This window comes from Allomuricauda sp. F6463D (assembly GCF_023015965.1).
GTDB lineage: Bacteria > Bacteroidota > Bacteroidia > Flavobacteriales > Flavobacteriaceae > Flagellimonas.
On record NZ_JALKAN010000002.1, the window covers coordinates 499,098 to 516,632 of the forward strand.

17 protein-coding genes and 1 pseudogene are annotated in these 17,535 nt (G+C 39.1%); 7 read left to right on the forward strand and 11 right to left on the reverse strand.

Annotated elements, in window-relative coordinates; all coding sequences use genetic code 11:
* Window positions 1-9: 9 nt before the first annotated feature.
* A complete protein-coding gene (locus MWU56_RS10745) occupies window positions 10-1,551 on the reverse strand; it encodes a sensor histidine kinase (RefSeq protein WP_247044436.1) in 1,542 nt (513 codons plus the stop codon).
* A 7-nt stretch (window positions 1,552-1,558) separates the two neighbouring features.
* Window positions 1,559-2,314, reverse strand: a complete 756-nt coding sequence (locus MWU56_RS10750) for a LytR/AlgR family response regulator transcription factor (RefSeq protein ID WP_247044438.1) — start codon at window positions 2,312-2,314, stop codon at window positions 1,559-1,561.
* Between the two features lie 234 nt (window positions 2,315-2,548).
* Here MWU56_RS10750 and MWU56_RS10755 point away from each other — a divergent pair, with 234 nt between their 5' ends.
* From MWU56_RS10755 to MWU56_RS10780, 6 genes and pseudogenes are all read left to right on the forward strand, one after another.
* Entirely contained in the window at window positions 2,549-3,169 is a 621-nt protein-coding gene (locus tag MWU56_RS10755; RefSeq protein WP_247044439.1) for a collagen-like protein, read from the forward strand.
* A 332-nt stretch (window positions 3,170-3,501) separates the two neighbouring features.
* Window positions 3,502-4,167: a succinate dehydrogenase cytochrome b subunit gene (locus tag MWU56_RS10760; protein ID WP_247044441.1), complete on the forward strand. Its 666-nt coding sequence runs from the start codon at window positions 3,502-3,504 to the stop codon at window positions 4,165-4,167.
* A gap of 2 nt (window positions 4,168-4,169) precedes the next feature.
* Window positions 4,170-6,173: a fumarate reductase/succinate dehydrogenase flavoprotein subunit gene (locus tag MWU56_RS10765; RefSeq protein ID WP_247044443.1), complete on the forward strand. Its 2,004-nt coding sequence runs from the start codon at window positions 4,170-4,172 to the stop codon at window positions 6,171-6,173.
* Window positions 6,174-6,179: 6 nt separating this feature from the next.
* Window positions 6,180-6,926 carry a succinate dehydrogenase/fumarate reductase iron-sulfur subunit gene (locus MWU56_RS10770; protein WP_247044445.1) on the forward strand — a complete coding sequence of 249 codons (747 nt, stop codon included), beginning with the start codon at window positions 6,180-6,182 and terminating at the stop codon, window positions 6,924-6,926.
* Between the two features lie 45 nt (window positions 6,927-6,971).
* Entirely contained in the window at window positions 6,972-7,490 is a 519-nt protein-coding gene (locus MWU56_RS10775; protein WP_317236537.1) for a very short patch repair endonuclease, read from the forward strand.
* A gap of 30 nt (window positions 7,491-7,520) precedes the next feature.
* Window positions 7,521-7,883 (forward strand): annotated as a pseudogene (locus MWU56_RS10780) (cytochrome P450); the annotation flags it as partial.
* Between the two features lie 52 nt (window positions 7,884-7,935).
* Here the strand turns inward: MWU56_RS10780 and MWU56_RS10785 are convergent.
* Together MWU56_RS10785 and MWU56_RS10790 are read right to left on the reverse strand one after the other, a co-directional pair.
* Window positions 7,936-8,643, reverse strand: coding sequence for a collagen-like protein (locus tag MWU56_RS10785; protein ID WP_247045251.1), 708 nt, complete (start codon window positions 8,641-8,643; stop codon window positions 7,936-7,938).
* Between the two features lie 217 nt (window positions 8,644-8,860).
* Entirely contained in the window at window positions 8,861-9,565 is a 705-nt protein-coding gene (locus MWU56_RS10790) for a helix-turn-helix domain-containing protein (RefSeq protein ID WP_247044446.1), read from the reverse strand.
* A gap of 140 nt (window positions 9,566-9,705) precedes the next feature.
* Here MWU56_RS10790 and MWU56_RS10795 point away from each other — a divergent pair, with 140 nt between their 5' ends.
* Window positions 9,706-10,026 (forward strand): hypothetical protein, encoded by a 321-nt coding sequence (locus MWU56_RS10795; RefSeq protein WP_247044448.1) that lies wholly within the window; start codon window positions 9,706-9,708, stop codon window positions 10,024-10,026.
* Here the strand turns inward: MWU56_RS10795 and MWU56_RS10800 are convergent.
* The 7 genes from MWU56_RS10800 to MWU56_RS10830 all read right to left on the reverse strand — a co-directional run bounded on the left by MWU56_RS10800 (window position 10,015) and on the right by MWU56_RS10830 (window position 17,411).
* The gene (locus MWU56_RS10800) at window positions 10,015-10,530 is read right to left on the reverse strand and encodes a GNAT family N-acetyltransferase (RefSeq protein ID WP_247044450.1); all 516 of its coding nucleotides are present in this window, start codon (window positions 10,528-10,530) and stop codon (window positions 10,015-10,017) included. The genes MWU56_RS10795 and MWU56_RS10800 overlap by 12 nt on opposite strands.
* Window positions 10,531-10,850: 320 nt before the next feature.
* Window positions 10,851-11,504, reverse strand: coding sequence for a 3-oxoacid CoA-transferase subunit B (locus tag MWU56_RS10805; protein ID WP_247044452.1), 654 nt, complete (start codon window positions 11,502-11,504; stop codon window positions 10,851-10,853).
* Window positions 11,505-11,506: 2 nt separating this feature from the next.
* On the reverse strand, window positions 11,507-12,208 hold the full coding sequence (locus tag MWU56_RS10810) for a CoA transferase subunit A (RefSeq protein ID WP_247044453.1): 702 nt from the start codon (window positions 12,206-12,208) through the stop codon (window positions 11,507-11,509).
* Between the two features lie 97 nt (window positions 12,209-12,305).
* Window positions 12,306-14,636, reverse strand: coding sequence for a penicillin-binding protein 1A (locus tag MWU56_RS10815; RefSeq protein WP_247044455.1), 2,331 nt, complete (start codon window positions 14,634-14,636; stop codon window positions 12,306-12,308).
* Window positions 14,636-15,127 (reverse strand): gliding motility lipoprotein GldH, encoded by a 492-nt coding sequence (locus MWU56_RS10820; RefSeq protein ID WP_247044457.1) that lies wholly within the window; start codon window positions 15,125-15,127, stop codon window positions 14,636-14,638. Before MWU56_RS10820 ends, MWU56_RS10815 begins: the two co-directional genes overlap by 1 nt.
* Window positions 15,128-15,131: 4 nt before the next feature.
* Complete coding sequence (locus MWU56_RS10825; protein WP_247044460.1) at window positions 15,132-16,277, reverse strand: stage 0 sporulation family protein; 1,146 nt, start codon at window positions 16,275-16,277, stop codon at window positions 15,132-15,134.
* A 102-nt stretch (window positions 16,278-16,379) separates the two neighbouring features.
* On the reverse strand, window positions 16,380-17,411 hold the full coding sequence (locus MWU56_RS10830; RefSeq protein ID WP_247044461.1) for a rhodanese-related sulfurtransferase: 1,032 nt from the start codon (window positions 17,409-17,411) through the stop codon (window positions 16,380-16,382).
* Between the last annotated feature and the right edge of the window lie 124 nt (window positions 17,412-17,535).

Here is a 17,535-nt window from a genome sequence, read left to right on the forward strand (position 1 = left end):
TCTTTTGATTCAATATCGTTTAGTCGTAAGTTTCGGTAGGTTTACTATGACCCTGGTTCCCAATACTTCTCCTGTTTCATCATTTTTAAGATCGTGAATCCCAAAGCTGAAATCTTTTTTCTGTTTTTTGGAAAAAAATTCCAGTCGATCTCGAACGATTGACAATCCCAATGATTGACCTTTTAATGGGTTTTGTTGATTTTTAAACCGGGATGCCAGTCGCCCCACCCCATTATCCTCTACAATAATCTGTAAACATCCTGTTTTCTTTATCTTACCTACTTTAATAAACAACTGTTTTTTTCCACTTTTGGTTGTAAGTCCATGCCAAATCGAGTTTTCCACGAAGGGCTGTAATATGAGAGAGGGTATCAAAACAATATCTGTGGATATTTCATCATCGATTTCAACAACGTATTCGATGTTGTTTTTGAAACGGTCACTTTCAATCTCTACATACATTTCAATGATACCAAGTTCATCTTTAAGCGTAACTAAATCTCTCCTTGAACTTTCCAAGATTCCGCGGATAAGTTTAGAAAACCTTCCTAGGTAATAAATGGCTTTATTTTGATCATTTTCAATTAAATAGGACTTAATGGAGTTAAGCGCATTGAAAATAAAATGTGGGTTCATTTGGCTGCGCAATGCGTCCAATTTAAGTTGGGCAAATCTATTCTCCATTTTTATGGTAAGTTTCTCCGTTCGCTCCTTTTGTGCTTCGGAACTTAGATCCTCAATTTCCGACTTGGTCTGCAGCAGTTCGTCCGATAATGTTCTATTTATGCTTTCCTTGATCAATTGGTTTTCCTCCAATTGTTCAATATATTTTTTCTGCACTTGTGCCTTACCCCTATAAACCATTTTTTGTTCTAGTCCAATGGCGAGGGCAAACAACAAACTTTCAATCAAAACCCCTAAGTAAAAAATATAAAGTGTTTCGGTATTGGCAGTAAAACTATTGAACGAATAGAGAGTTATGATGACATACGAAACAAAAAGTGCTGACATACCCGACAAAATGTACCACTTGATTATCCGATCCTGTTTAAGCACCAAAAAAAAGCCTACTACAAAAACGAGCATACTCAATGGTAAAAAGAAAACTCCATGAAAATAATCAATCAAATATGATCTTGGATTGATTAATTGAACGCCCCATAAAAATAGATATATCGGTGTAACGCCTAAATAGGCCCAATATGTCCATTTAACAAATTTAGGGTGCTCTTTTTTGAGCTGCATAATATCCAGTATAAAAAAACTGAACATCATGGAACCTATTAACTGAGTTGGGTAATGCACCCAAACCACTAAACTGCGACCAGAAGGAGTATTGAAAAAGTCCGAAAAAAAGACCCCTTCCACATACTTCATCAAGGTAAACCCCGTAACCAAAGCATATATACAGTAAAAAAGATAAAATCGTTTTTTATGCTGGAAAAACTGTATTAGAAAAAAAACAAAAAGATAGAATAGAACAGAAACCACAAAGAACCCAAATCCATTTTGGTTACTCTCTTTAAAAAAATCTATCAAATATTTCAACATAATGGAATTAGCTCATCCGATTCAAAAAACCTTCCTTTTTGGCCCTCGAAACTGGTATTTTCTTCTGATTTGATAAAACCACATAACCCTCAGACCGGAGATATTCCTTCACCTTGAGCAAATGAATAATATATGAATTATGTATCCTGAAAAACGTACGGTCTGGAAGCAATTCTTCCAACTCCTTAAGCTTTTTTGACACCAACAACTGCTCTCCCGATTCCAAAAATACTTTTGAATAATTACCATCCGATTCGCAGTATACTATTTCATTGATCAACAAAAACAATATCTTTCCACTCACAGGAATTTGGACAATCTGTGGTGAACTAGCTCTGGATAGCGCCTCAAAAGTCTGTTCAAATTGATGTTTAAAATTTTGGGTGTTATTTAATCTTTTCAATTTTTCTACCACACCTGAAATATCGTCTTCATCAACAGGTTTCAACAGATAATCCATAGCGCTTTCCTTAATGGCCCGAATGGCATATTGGTTATAGGCAGTAGTGATAACAATGGCAAAATTGCGGTATTTCAGTTTTTCCAAAAGTGAAAAACCACTCATTTCAGGCATTTCAATATCTAAAAAAACACAGTCAGGCTTTAAGTAATTGATACCTGAAACGGCTTCTGAGGGAGAGGTAAATGTCTCAACAATTGAGATAAAATCAGAATATTTTCTCAATTCCCAAGACAAACTATTTATTGCTGCCATCTCATCATCTACAATGATTACCCTCATAACGTATCTCTTCTTTACCACAAATTATAAATTGAACTGCTACCAAGCCTATCGATCGTGACAATTAACACCAAATGATGTGTATTCTGCATTTATACTGTATGAATGGCAAGTCTTTATATATATAAGTGGAATAGGTTGTTTAAACAAGAATACAAGTAATCAACATAACCATCCATACGCTTAATCAGCATTGAGTTAGCCAGTTAACCACTTACCGCTAAATTGGCGAGTGAAACCCAAAAAAATATAAACATGAAAACAATTGTATTGACATTTAGAACATTCTTTTTTACCGTAATGTCCTTGGTTTTGGTAACCTCTTGTTCTCCCGAAGATGGTGAGAATGGAGCTACAGGACCACAGGGTGAACAAGGAGCTACAGGGGCTCAAGGACCTCAGGGAGACCAAGGAGATCAGGGAGAACAAGGTGAGCAAGGGGATCCCGGCACGGCCAATGTTATATATTCCGATTGGATAAATACCGAATTGGACAATAACATAGTAGCCACTTCCGCATCCTTTAGTATAGATGCACCAGAAATTGATCCTGACATTTTAAATTTTGGAACCATTTTGGTCTACGCTAGAAGAATAAGCCTTGGAGAAGAAGGAAACCTCGTATACCAACTTCCCATAGTATTTGGAGCATCCAGACAACAATCCTATTATTTTAGGGCACAAAGTGACGAAATCCTCATTACAGTAGTAGGCAATGAACAAGGTGAAAGTGTTGGGGACGGTGCCTTTTTGCAACAGTATCGTTATGTCCTTATTCCTGGTGGAGTATCCACTAACGGTAAATCATCTTCAGAAATCGATTTTACCAAGATGAGCTACCAAGAGGTTATTGAATATTTTAATATTTCCGAATAGTATTTGTTGAATTAAAGTTCCTCCAAATTATAATCCAAACTATAAATTATATAAAGAAACCCCCAGATACATCTCGCTTCAAAAACAACTAACTTCTAAAGGCAACCATTCTAGATAAATACCATGTTTCTCATTTTAATCTGGATTACTCATATTTATATGACTGATATTCTTACTTAATAATCCTTTATTATTTCAACTTAACCACTACTATAGCCTTTAATTTTCAAAGTGTTGTTCTTTCATATAATGTTTCTAAATAAGAGGAGCAATTTGTTTATTGTTTGTTAAAAACTCATCCTTGCCGTAAATTTGTTAAAAACTAATTTCTAATGAGTTTGATAAAATCTTCGTTGGCCCGAAAATATGTAATGGCCTTATCGGGTCTTTTTTTAATCATATTTTTGATTCTTCACGTCACCATTAATTTGGCCTCGGTATTTTCTCCTGATTTTTTTAATGAAGCTTCGCATTTTATGGGCTACAATCCATTAGTCCAATTTTTGATGCAACCCATTTTGGTCATTGGTGTTATTGTACACTTTGTGATGGGCTTTGTTTTGGAAATCCAGAACAAAAAAGCAAGGGATGTAAGCTATGTTAAATATAAAGGCAGTGCAAACGCTCCTTGGGTATCTAGAAACATGATTTATTCTGGACTGGTAATCCTCGCTTTTTTGGGATTGCATTTCTATGATTTTTGGGTGCACGAAATGACCTATAAATATATTGAGGCGAACCCAGAGGACCCAACACGTTATTATGCCGAAACCGTAGAGAAATTTGCTCCATTTTGGAGGACTATTCTTTATGTAGTTTCCTTTGTGCTATTAAGTTTGCACTTATGGCATGGCTTTGCTTCCTCTCTTCAATCCATGGGTGTAAACAATAAATACACTGCTGGATTCACAAAATTTGCAAAAATATTCGCGGTAGTGGTACCCTTGGCATTTGCATTTATCGCCATTTACCATCACCTTAACCCAATAACACATTAAGCATGGGCATATTGGATTCTAAAATTCCATCTGGGCCTTTGGCCGACAAATGGACCAAACATAAAAATGACATCAATCTAGTCAACCCTGCCAACAAAAGGAACATAGACATTATTGTTGTTGGCACTGGACTTGCAGGTGGCGCAGCAGCAGCTACTTTGGCCGAGTTGGGCTATAATGTAAAGACATTTTGTTATCAGGATTCTCCACGTAGGGCACACTCCATTGCTGCCCAAGGAGGAATCAATGCCGCAAAAAACTACCAAGGAGATGGCGATAGTAATTATCGACTTTTCTACGATACCATAAAAGGTGGTGACTATCGTTCGCGAGAAGGCAATGTTTACCGTTTGGCAGAAGTATCCGGTAACATTATCGACCAATGTGTGGCACAAGGTGTTCCTTTTGCCCGTGAATATGGCGGTATGTTGGACAACCGTTCTTTTGGAGGGGTACTTGTCTCAAGAACATTCTATGCAAAAGGACAGACTGGTCAGCAATTGTTGCTCGGTGCCTATTCAGCTATGAACCGTCAAATCAACCGTGGAAAAATACAAGCCTACAACCGTCACGAGATGATGGATTTGGTTTTGGTTGATGGAAAAGCACGCGGCATTATTGCCAGGGATTTAGTTTCAGGAGAAATTGAAAGACATAGTGCCCACGCTGTAGTGTTGGCAACCGGAGGTTACGGAAACGTATTTTTCCTTTCCACTAACGCCATGGGAAGCAATGTAATGGCTGCTTGGAGAGCACACCGTAAAGGAGCTTTCTTCGCCAATCCTTGTTTCACACAAATTCACCCTACCTGTATTCCCGTATCAGGTGACCATCAATCCAAATTGACATTGATGTCCGAGTCACTCCGAAACGATGGACGGATTTGGGTGCCAAAGAAAAAAGAAGATGCCATCGCTATCCGTGAAGGCAAACTTAAACCAACTGAGCTTGCTGAAGAAGATCGCGACTACTATTTGGAACGAAGGTATCCAGCATTTGGTAACCTTGTTCCCCGTGATGTGGCTTCCAGAGCTGCTAAAGAGCGTTGCGACGCTGGCTATGGTGTAAACAAAACCGGCGAGGCCGTATTCTTGGATTTTGCATCTGCAATCAAGCGTTACGGAAAAGAAAAAGCATTGACCTCCGGGCTTAAAAATCCAGATGAAAAAACCATCATCAAATTAGGTGAAGAAGTAATTGAGGCCAAGTATGGAAACCTGTTCCAGATGTACGAAAAAATCGTAGATCAGAACCCATATAAAACTCCAATGATGATTTATCCTGCTGTACATTACACTATGGGCGGGCTTTGGGTAGATTATAACTTGCAAACCACTATTCCCGGCTGCTATTGCGCAGGTGAGGCCAACTTTAGTGACCATGGAGCCAACAGATTGGGAGCTTCTGCACTGATGCAAGGTTTGGCCGATGGATATTTTGTGTTGCCATACACCATTGGTGATTATCTATCAGATGATATTAGAACAGGTGCCATCCCAACAGATTCCAAGGAATTTGACGAAGCTGAACAACAAGTTCGGGACAGAATGGCAAAGTTGATGGGCGGTTCAGGGATTCACTCCGTGGACTACTATCACAAAAAATTGGGCAAGATCATGTGGAACAAGTGTGGTATGGCACGTAATGCCAAAGACCTTGAATCTGCTATAACGGAGATTTCCGAATTACGAAAAGATTTCTGGGAGAACGTTAAAGTTACCGGAAGTATTGATTCCAAAAACCAAGAGCTTGAAAAGGCTGGTCGCGTTGCCGACTTTTTGGAATTGGGTGAGCTTTTCGCAAAAGATGCTCTACATAGAAACGAATCGTGTGGTGGTCACTTCCGCGAAGAATATCAGACCGAAGAAGGTGAAGCACTCCGTGATGACAAGAACTTTAAATATGTGGCCGCATGGGAATATACCAATGAGCCCAAAGATGCCAAATTGCACAAAGAAGATTTGGTGTATGAAAATATAGAACTGAAGACACGATCCTACAAATAAGAAACTATGAAATTATATCTAAAAATATGGCGTCAAAAAGACGCGTCCACACCAGGAAAAATAGTTGATTATACCCTTGAAGGCGTAGAAGGTGATATGTCTTTTCTTGAGATGTTGGATATTTTAAATGAGGAATTGGTCTCCAAAGGTGAAGAGCCTGTTGAGTTTGATCATGATTGTAGAGAAGGTATCTGCGGAACATGTTCTTTACAAATCAACGGAGAGCCACATGGACCGGATAGATTGGTTACTACATGCCAATTGCACATGCGTAAGTTCAACGATGGGGATACCATTGTAATTGAACCTTTCCGTGCCACAGCGTTTCCGGTTATAAAGGATTTAATTGTGGACCGTAGTGCCTTTGAGCGCATTCAGCAAGCTGGCGGATATATTTCTGTAAACACCTCTGGTAACACCATTGATGCCAATTCTATTCCTATAAACAAATATGATGCGGACGAAGCCATGGATGCCGCCACCTGTATTGGTTGTGGAGCTTGTGTTGCTGCTTGTAAAAATGCGAGTGCCATGTTGTTCACCTCTGCCAAAGTTTCTCAATTTGCCCTGCTACCGCAAGGAAGAGTAGAGGCCACAGAACGTGTCCAAAGCATGGTTCGCCAAATGGACCTCGAAGGTTTTGGAAACTGTACCAACACGGGAGCTTGTGAAGTGGAATGTCCAAAAGGCATTTCGTTGACCAACATTGCCCGTATGAACCGTGAATATTTATCCGCTACAAGTAAGGGATAAACACCATGATATTTAAACACATAAAACCCAAATTCCTCTCGGAGTTTGGGTTTTTTGTTATCTTACGGTATGCCCAATGAATACCCGAAAGAACGCATTAAAGTACCACGGTTCAATGAAGAATCGGGTTTTTATACCACCCCGGAGCGTTCCAAGATTATGGGAAAAATTCGTGGTAAGAATACCAAGCCCGAACTTGCCTTTAGAAAAGCGTTGTGGAAATCTGGCTATCGTTACCGCATCGACTACAAAAAGCTCGTTGGAAAGCCGGATATCGCCCTAAAAAAGTATAAAACAGTTGTATTTATTGATGGAGAGTTTTGGCATGGTTACAATTGGGAAGAGCGAAAACTAAAAATAAAGACTAACCGCGAATTTTGGATCCCAAAAATTGAAAGTAACATACAACGGGACGAAGAAGTGAATGCAGCACTGGAGGAAATGGGCTATAAAGTATTTAGATTTTGGGAAACCGATATCAAGAAAAACTTAGACCAATGTTTAAATAAAGTGATAACCCATCTGGAGGATGGCAGAGTTGATTTGGTGCAAGAAGTGATGTAGCTTCAATGAGTTAAGCAATGCACAGAGAAGACATTGCAGTTGTATCCACCAGTTTATGTAATAGATAGGGTGGCCACAGAAGATGATACCTTTGAAGATATTTCGCTCCCAAAAGGTACCATGGTACTTATGTCCATTTTTGGTACAGGCCAATGGAATATGGCCCAATAGATTTAAGGGAACGGACAAAAGGATTTTGGGGACTATTACTATCCATTTGGGACAGGTCCCAGAATGTGCGTGGGCAATAATTTTGCCATGTATGAAATGATTTTGACGGTTGCTGCAATACTGAAGAAGTATAGTCTTCGATGCCATTTGAAAACCGTCAAAATCAATCCAATCATATCCTTAAAACCAAAGCAAGTCCCGCAGAAATTCCTTCCTAGATAAACCCGAAGAAGCGTTTCGCTTTGGTTTTTTTTAGGTGTTTTCTTATAAGAATTTAATAGGGAAGGTTGAAATACTTCATTACTTCCTCATAATTACCCACATCCACACCGGATGCTTTTAAGTTTTCAAGAATATTTCCTTTGCCAAGTTTCCCGGATGTCGTATTGGTAGATTCTATGAGTACAATCCTAAAATCTATAGTAGCTGGTACGTCTTCATCTGGAATTTGGTCAGGCTCGTATCCATTTATTGTTGAAGCCAATAAAAGGCGCCCATCATTTACTAGAATATCGATTAGTAATCCAAATTGATCCGTAGAACTTGAAACCAGTATGGTGTATGGTAATGGTTTCATAGCGTTATTCACGGTTGCCCAATCTGACCCTGCTTCATAAGTTGGCATGGCGTAGGCCAATACCGCATTGCCCCCTTCATAAAAGGTATTCATATGTATGCCTCCTAGACTATCTGTGGGAATATCATATAACCGACCTACATTGTTTCCCCCTAAATGATAGTTTGCACTCCAATCTGTGTTTGAAACTATGAAGTCATAATACTTTACATTGGCATTTCCAGTATCCCCTTTGATGCCCTGCTCACCTTGAATGCCCTGCTCACCTTGAATGCCTTGTTCCCCTTGAATACCTTCTTCGCCCTGTGGGCCAGTGGGTCCCGCTTCCCCGTCCTTGGAACATGATGTTGTTATTAAAGCACTGCAAGCAACTAAGCATAACGTAAGTCTCAAAATAATTTTCATTGATTTATAATTTTATTGATTTATTAATTTATGAATTTAGAAAAACACATGATTATCAGGGGAAAATATGTACAAGATGTCATATCCGTTGTATGAATTACAACCAAATGAAGCTCAAAATCTTAGAATTCGAGCGATGTATTCCGATTTTGGGAAACCGAGGTGAAAAAGAACCTAGACCATTGTTTAAATAAAGTGATAACCCATCTGGATAAAGTCAAAGCTGCTTTTTAGCAATTTTGAAGACTTGTATCACCTCATCCAAAGGCAGCTCAAAATCCTGAAATTCTGGCGAGGTATTCAAGTTATGGCATAGTATCGACCTATTTTCCTTGTTGTACCCTGTAAGTTGTTTACAGATAATCCTATCCGCACAAACTAGCACATAAGATTGATTCCAATACGACTCATTACTGCGTGTTAAAGCATCTTTTTTTAGTTCCAATCCAAGTACGTACGCTTTGTTGGGTATTGCTTCCGAACTGCCATCGTCCATGGCTTCCCCAGAAACCTCGAATATTCGGTGGGGCTCCTCGGTTAAAAAGTCGATAATAAAACCACCTTGAAAAGGGTACTTTAGTTTGTCTTTTTTTAAATTCTGAATATACTTCTTATGCCATTCCACCAACACCAATGGAGCCATTACCAAATACTTACCATGCTCCAAAGGATAAAAAACGCAGTTATGCTTGGTAAAAGGTTGTCGTTTGGTGTAGGCCTCTCCCATATCATTGACTTCGTGCATATAAAGCTCGGCGATGGTAAGTCCAAAGTACTCTGCTATCTTGGTAAGATTTTTAATTGGAATGTTGGCATCTTTGCGTTCATAAAGCTGAATGGTACGCAGACTAACCCCAATTTCTTTGCCCAATTGTGACTGGCTGATATTATTTTTTCTTCTTAACTGCTTAATTATATACATTTATTTCTATATTGTGTAATATTGTTACGCAATACGCACTTAACGCAGCAATCTATTTAGTTTTCTGTAATTGGGTTACAGACCAAATATAGAAAATAGGATTCTACCCCAACATATAATTATTTAAATAGGAATTATATATGGGCTCTATTAAAGGTCTTGGACCATTTGTTAAAGGAGAATTACTCTTTGATGAGAAGGATTATGGAAAACCGATAAGTGAAAAGCTTTCTATGGTACTTCGAAGGTATACCTCCAAAAATGATTTTGCAAATATTGCCATACGGAGCAATGTAAGTTTTTCGACTATTAGGGATGTTGTGTATCGTACCAATAGTTTGACAAAACTGAATGCAAATGCCATTTCATTACTTATTCATGCTGCATTTGAAAATTCTTTTGCCTATAAATTACAAGCCGAGGGAGATATTATCTTCTTAAGTGACCTATTAAAGCTCTAGACGTAATAGCCAATCTGTTTGTTTATCGGCTCCGATATAGTAGGGGTGCTCTCCAAACTTGGCAAACCCATTTTTTTGATAAAATTTTATGGCATCGATATTTTTTTCCCAAACTCCGAGCCAAATGTATGCCATACCTAATGTATTGCTCTTCTCAATAATTTGCTGAAGCATCCAAGACCCTATTTTTTTACCCTGATGAGAGCTCAACACATAAATACGTTCAATTTCCAGAGCGTTAGAGTCGCATACATCGGTCTGAGCTGTTCCCCTATTTAATTTAAAATACCCCACCAATGTTTCTTGATCATAAACAAAATAAAAGAAGCTGTCTTTACTCGCCAAGTCCACCCTCAATTTACTGGGAGCAAATGCTTCTTGGATATAGGCCCGAAAGTCATTTGGGTCATTATCTTTTTCAAAAGCCGTAACAAAGGTCTCTTTGGATATTTGGACCAAGGTGTTCAAATCCGATGCTACACATTCCCGAGAAGATAAGGGCATACTATTGTTTTACTTAAAATTAGCGCAAAAAAAAGAGCCTAACAAAACGTTGGCTCCAAATTTTTCAGGGGGTAACTACTGATCTATAGCATAAAAAGCTTCTTGATCAAAAGCATAAAACCTGTGAAAAAATCATTTCTGTAAACTTGTACGTTCTCGTCCATCGTGGTTTTGGATTTTAGTGCCATGGTTAATAGGTTTTAATGGTGTTAATTTGGGTAAAAAATTCGATATAACCAAATATATCATCGATGAATGGTAATTTAAAACTTATGTTGTATAACTATCAGTTTTTGTTGTAAAAAAGGCGTTGATATTTATTAAATATTCATTTCAGGAATATCGCCTTCCACAATCAACCTTCCTTCTGTGGCTTGCTCTATTTCTTCCACAGATACCCCAGGTGCTCTTTCAAGCAATTTGAACCCATTCGGAGTTACCTCTAAAACGGCAAGATTTGTCACGATTTTCTTAACACACCCAACTCCTGTTAATGGCAAGGTGCATTGTTTTAATAATTTTGATTTTCCGGCCCTGTTGGTATGCATCATTGCCACAATAATATTTTCAGCAGAAGCCACTAGGTCCATGGCTCCCCCCATCCCTTTCACCATTTTTTTTGGTATTTTCCAATTGGCTATATCTCCATTATCCGCCACTTCCATTGCACCTAATATGGTTAAGTGAACATGTTTGCCCCTAATCATGGCAAAACTCAAAACGGAATCAAAGAAGGATGCTCCTGGAAGAGTTGTTATCGTTTGCTTTCCCGCATTGATCAGGTCTGCGTCTTCTTCACCATCAAAAGGAAAAGGGCCCATTCCCAAAACTCCGTTCTCGCTCTGAAACTCCACACTGATATCGTCCCTTACAAAATTAGCCACCAAGGTTGGGATACCTATTCCAAGGTTTACATAATAACCATCCTTGACCTCTTTTGCTATCCGTTTTGCTATTCCGTTTTTATCTAACATAGTTATGCTTTCTGTCTAACTGTTCTCTGTTCTATTCTTTTCTCATACTTTTCTCCTTGGAAAATACGCTGAACAAATATTCCAGGTACATGGATTTGATTGGGGTCCAAACTTCCGGCAGGAAGCAGTTCTTCAACCTCGGCTACAGTAATGTTTGCCGCACCGCACATACACGGGTTAAAATTACGTGCAGTTCCTTTAAATATAAGATTACCGGCCTCGTCCCCTTTCCATGCTTTTACAAAGGAGTAATCTGCCTTAAAAGCGGGCTCCAATACATACATTTTTCCATCGAATTCACGAGTTTCCTTTCCTTCCGCCACCTCGGTTCCATAACCTGCTGGCGTATAAAAAGCCGGAAATCCAGACTGTGCAGCCCTACATTTTTCGGCGAGCGTGCCCTGTGGCGTCAATTCTACCTCTAGTTCCCCGCTCAACATCTGACGTTCAAACTCATCGTTCTCGCCAACGTATGAGGATATCATTTTTTTAATCTGATGTTTCTGTAAAAGTAGTCCAAGTCCAAAATCATCAACTCCCGCGTTATTGGATATACAGGTGATGTCCTTAACACCCAATCGTACAAGTTCAGCTATCGCATTTTCAGGTATTCCACATAAACCAAATCCACCCAGCATAAAGGTCATTCCATCCTCAACGCCTTTTAAGGCTTCTGTGACATTGGCAACTGTTTTATCGATCATCTAATTCTTATTTATGATTGTCTCAAATTACGATATAAATAAAAAAACCCCAAGCAAATTAACTTATGCTCGGGGTTTTTATAGTAAACTGTTTGGATTAGAAGTCTAAATCATCCAAATCGTCTTCTGTATCAATATTATTTTGTTCTTCTTCTTGTTCTAGAGAACAATCGATAGTGATAGACATTTCTTCCGGTTCTTCAAATGCCTCCTTGGACACTCCAAGTTCTTCATTGGCATAGTTCTTTTTCATATACTGTGCCCATATTGGCAAAGCCATAGCCGCTCCTTGACCATATAATAAACGGTTAAAATGTATCGACCTATCATCTCCTCCAACCCAAACACCGGTCACCAAATTGGGCACCATTCCCATAAACCAACCATCACTTTGATTTTGAGTGGTTCCTGTTTTACCCGCAATCGGGTTGGTAAGTTCGTAAGGGTATCCCGTTATGATTTCCTTGTAAACTGCTTGGTTTTTTCCATAAGTGTGTCGTAACCTTCCACCTGAGCCATATTGTGTTACCCCTTCTAATAAATTCACCATGGCATAGGCTACATCTTTGCTCAAAACATCCTTTGTTTCTGGAGTATACTCGTAAAGTACGGTGCCGTTTTTATCTTCAATTCGGGTAACCATTACGGGTTTTACATAAACCCCTTGGTTGGCATAAGTTCCAAAGGCTCCAACCATTTCATAAACACTTACATCAGGTGTGCCCAGTGCTATAGATGGCACAGGTGGGATTTCCTTCGTAATTCCCATACTTTTTGCTATTGAGGCAACTGAACCTGGGCCCACCCGATCAATCAATTGTGCCGTGATGGAATTTACGGAATTGGCCAGTGCATTTTTTAAGGTCATGTCCTCTCCCGAATATTTACCATCTGAGTTTTTTGGACACCATGCCTCCATATTTCCATGTTTGCCCGGCTCAATGCAATATTGGTTATCCGGCAGGGTATAACAAGGTGAATAACGCAACTGATCAATGGCTGCGGCATACACAAACGGTTTAAATAAGGAACCTGCTTGTCTTGATCCCTGAATTACGTTGTCGTATTGGAAATGTTTGTAATCTATACCACCTACCCAAGCTTTTACGTGGCCTGTTTGCGGTTCCATGGACATCATTGCGGTACGCAAGAAGGTTTTGTAGTACCGAATGGAATCCATCGGTGTCATTATAGTGTCTTTTTCAAAAGAATCGCTGTTCCAATCAAAAACGGTCATTTCTATTTTTTCTTGAAAAGTGGCTTTTATGTCTTTTTCAGAAAGTCCTTCTCCTTTTAAATGACGCCATCTAGCGGAACGTTTCATGGCTCGTTCCATTATTGTGTCTATGGCTCCCTTGCTCAAATCCAAAAATGGTGCTGTAGGATTACGGTCGGGTGTGTTTTGGTGAAAGAATTCAGCCTGTAAATTCTTCATATGCTCTTGCACCGCTTCTTCTGCATTCTTTTGCATTCTGGAATCTACGGTTGTATACACCTTAAGTCCATCTAAATAGATATTATACTTTTCGCCATCTGGTTTGGGGTTCTCCTCCACCCATCGGTTCAAAAAGCGCTGCATGTACATTCTAAAATAAGTGGCCAATCCTTCTCGGTGCGATTCCGGATTAAAGTTGATTTTCATCTCCAAGGCTTGGAGTGAGTCTTTTTCCTTCTCTGTGATATAGTCATACTTGGCCATTTGGCTAAGAACCGTATTACGTCGGTTAAAAACCATTTCTTCGCGGCGAATGGGGTTAAAGAGCGATGAATTTTTTAGCATACCCACCAATACGGCAGACTCTTCGATTTTTAGCTCGGCCGGCTCTTTTCCAAAATAAATTCTTGCAGCCGAACGGATACCATCTGCATTGTAATTAAAATCATAGATGTTTAAATACATGGCTATGATCTCTTCCTTTGTATAGTTCCTTTCCAAACGGGTAGCTATAACCCATTCCTTTATTTTTTGGGTAACGGCTTCGAATAGGTTCCGGGAACGGACACCAACAAAAAGCTGTCTTGCCAATTGTTGTGAAATGGTGCTTGCCCCTCCTTTTGTACCTAAATAAGCCAAAGCTCTTGCAACTCCTCGTGCATCGATTCCGGAATGATTGTAATATCGGGCGTCTTCGGTGGCAACCAGAGCATTTATCACATTTTGTGGAAGGGTTTCATAATCTACCCATGTTCTGTTATCATCCAAATAGAGTTTGCCTAGCGTCTCCCCATCTGAAGAGATAAATTCTGTAGCCAAATTGGTCTCTGGGTTCTCAAGGCGTTCAAACGTCGGCATTTCTCCGAACACACCCCACGATGCCAATAAAAAAGTTAGTATAATCGAGAACACTCCCGCTCCGAATAAAATCCAAAACCACTTAATAAAGGGAAAAAAATTCTGCTGCTTCTTTTTTTGACGAGTCTTTGCCATTATAATTTGGGTGCTTTTTCTATTTCCAAACCAACATCTGTTACACCTTCTAAAAATTGAAGGCCTTCCACATCACCATTTTTTCGCATGGCATGGGAGATATTCACTTTATATACGCCAGAATTTGGAAAATCGATGTTTTCCTTGAACCATAATTTATTTTCCTTGACGCCTCCCATTCCTTTTCCGAGCCATGCTCCCGATGGTTCAGCCATTCTATACTCCAATGTATCCTTAACGGTAGTGCCGCCCGGATATTCCAACTCAGTTATTAAAAATAAGTTACTGAAAGCAAAAGAATCATCGTTTCTAACATTTATGAACATGTTATAGGTTTGTGTTGAGTCCAATTCGGAAAATTGAAAATCGACATTTTGATCCAATTGCCATTTTCCTTCTTTGATAGGTTGATAATCCGAATAAACCAACAACTCATTACAAGCGGATAGGGTAAGTACAATTATCAACAGGAACAAAAAATTGCTTCGCATTTGATTATGCTTTTGGTTTGGGCTTTCTTCTTTTTTTCTTTCTTCTTTTCTTCTTTTTGGGCCTATCAAAACGAGTAAGGCTATCTTGGCCGACTACATTTTCAAAAATGGTCTTTTCTTCATCCACATTATCCGCAGCATACTCTTCAAGACTTTGAATATTTTCGTTCTTCTTGTTCAGCTCCAGGATTTCCAATACTTGGTCTTTTGATAATGCATGCCATGTAGCAGGTTCATCCTTATAAGAGAACCAAAGTGTTTCTTTAAAAATGTCTGTTTTTTGACAAAAAGCCAATCCCTTTTGAGTCTTTATTTTACAATCCGAGGGAGGAAAGTTCTTAAGTGCATCGAGGTACATGTCCAACTCGTAATTGAGGCAACATTTGAGCTTACCACATTGTCCGGCCAATTTTTGAGGGTTTAATGCAAGCTGTTGATATCTTGCAGATGCCGTGCTTACTGATCTAAAATCCGTTAACCACGTAGAGCAGCAAAGTTCCCTTCCACAAGAACCGATTCCACCTAAGCGTTGGGCCTCTTGCCTATATCCTATTTGACGCATTTCTATCCGAATGCCAAATGCTTTGGCCATGTCTTTGATCAACTGCCTAAAATCTACACGGTCTTCTGCTGTATAGTAGAATGTAGCCTTGGACCCATCTCCCTGAAACTCAACATCGCTCAATTTCATTTGAAGCTTTAATGAGATGGCTATTTCTCTGGAACGTTTTTTGATTTCCTCTTCCCTATCCCTACATTTTTGCCAAATATCAATATCTCTTTGGGAGGCTTTTCTGTAAATCTTTGGAATGGTTTTATCATCTGGAGACACTTTTTTGCGCTTCATTTGAATCCGCACCAATTCACCAGTTAAAGTCACTACCCCAACATCGTGACCTGATTTGGCCTGAGTGGCCACTACATCGCCTATGGACAATGTGAGGTTCTCCGTATTCCTGAAAAATTCCTTTCTACTATTTTTAAAACGTACCTCAACGCAATCAAAAGGTTTTTGACCGTTGGGCAACGACATATTGGAAAGCCAGTCAAAGACTGTTAGCTTATTACAACCATCAGAGCCACAAGTTCCATTGTTCTTGCAGCCACGCGGTTGTCCATCCTTGCCGGTTGAACAACTGCTACACGCCATATTTAATATCTTGATTCAAGGAAACTTAAAGCATTTCCTTAAAAAGGGTTCATAAAAATTACTTGTTGTAAATATAGTACAATTTGTGGCAGCAGTGAAATGCTATTTCTTGTATTTTAACACTGGAGAGCGGCCTTTTTTAAATATTTTGTTACTGGCTCCCTTGCCTTTTCGCAAACGCTTTTGTTCTTCGTAGGGCAATGCATGTACTTCCATACAATCCACCGAGCAACAATTGTTCATATCACTGGCACATTTCTCACATTGTATGAATAATAGGTGGCAGGCTTCATTTGCACAGTTTACATGAGTATCGCATGGTTTGCCACATTGATGGCAATTGGCGACTACCTCATCAGAAATACGCTCGCCCCGGCGATGGTCAAAAACAAAATTCTTGCCCAAAAATTTATTTTCCAATTGTTTTTCCCTTACCTGACGTGTGTATTCAATTATTCCACCTTCCAACTGATACACATTTTTAAATCCTTTGTGCTTATAATAGGCACTGGCCTTTTCGCATCGGATACCACCGGTGCAGTACATAACCAGTTTTTTATCTTCCTTATGCTCCGCTAAATCTTGTTCTATGATATCCAGTGAGTCACGAAAAGTATCTACATCAGGGGTTATGGCATTTTTGAAATGTCCAATTTCACTTTCATAATGATTACGCATATCCACCAAAACGGTATTTTCGTCTTCAATAAGTTCATTGAAACGTTCTGCACCAACATGGACTCCTTTATTGGTGACATCAAAAGTTTTATCGTTCAAACCGTCAGCAACAATTTTTTTACGAACCTTAACTTTTAACTTTAAAAATGACTTATTGTCCTGCTCAATGGCAATGTTCAAGCGGACATTCTCCAAAAATGGAATACTGTCCAAGTGTTCTTTAAAATTGTTAAAATTTTCAGCGGGTACTGAAAGTTGCGCATTTATACCTTCATGAGCCACATAAATACGACCTAGAACTTCCATATTATTCCAAGACAGGAAAAGATAATCCCTAAAAAGTTGAGGGTTGCCAATGTGTGCATATTTATAGAAAGAGATGGTAAGTCGGTCTTTACCGGCTTCCTCAATAAGAGCCGCTCTTTCCTTTGCACTTAATGTATTGTACAGTTGCATGCTATACTAAATATAAGTTACAAGATGGTTCTTAAAATATGGGGCAAAGATAGAAAATTAAAAAGCTTAAAAAATCAAAAGGGCCATATGGCCCTTTTAATCTGCTTTTCTTTTCATAGCAAAA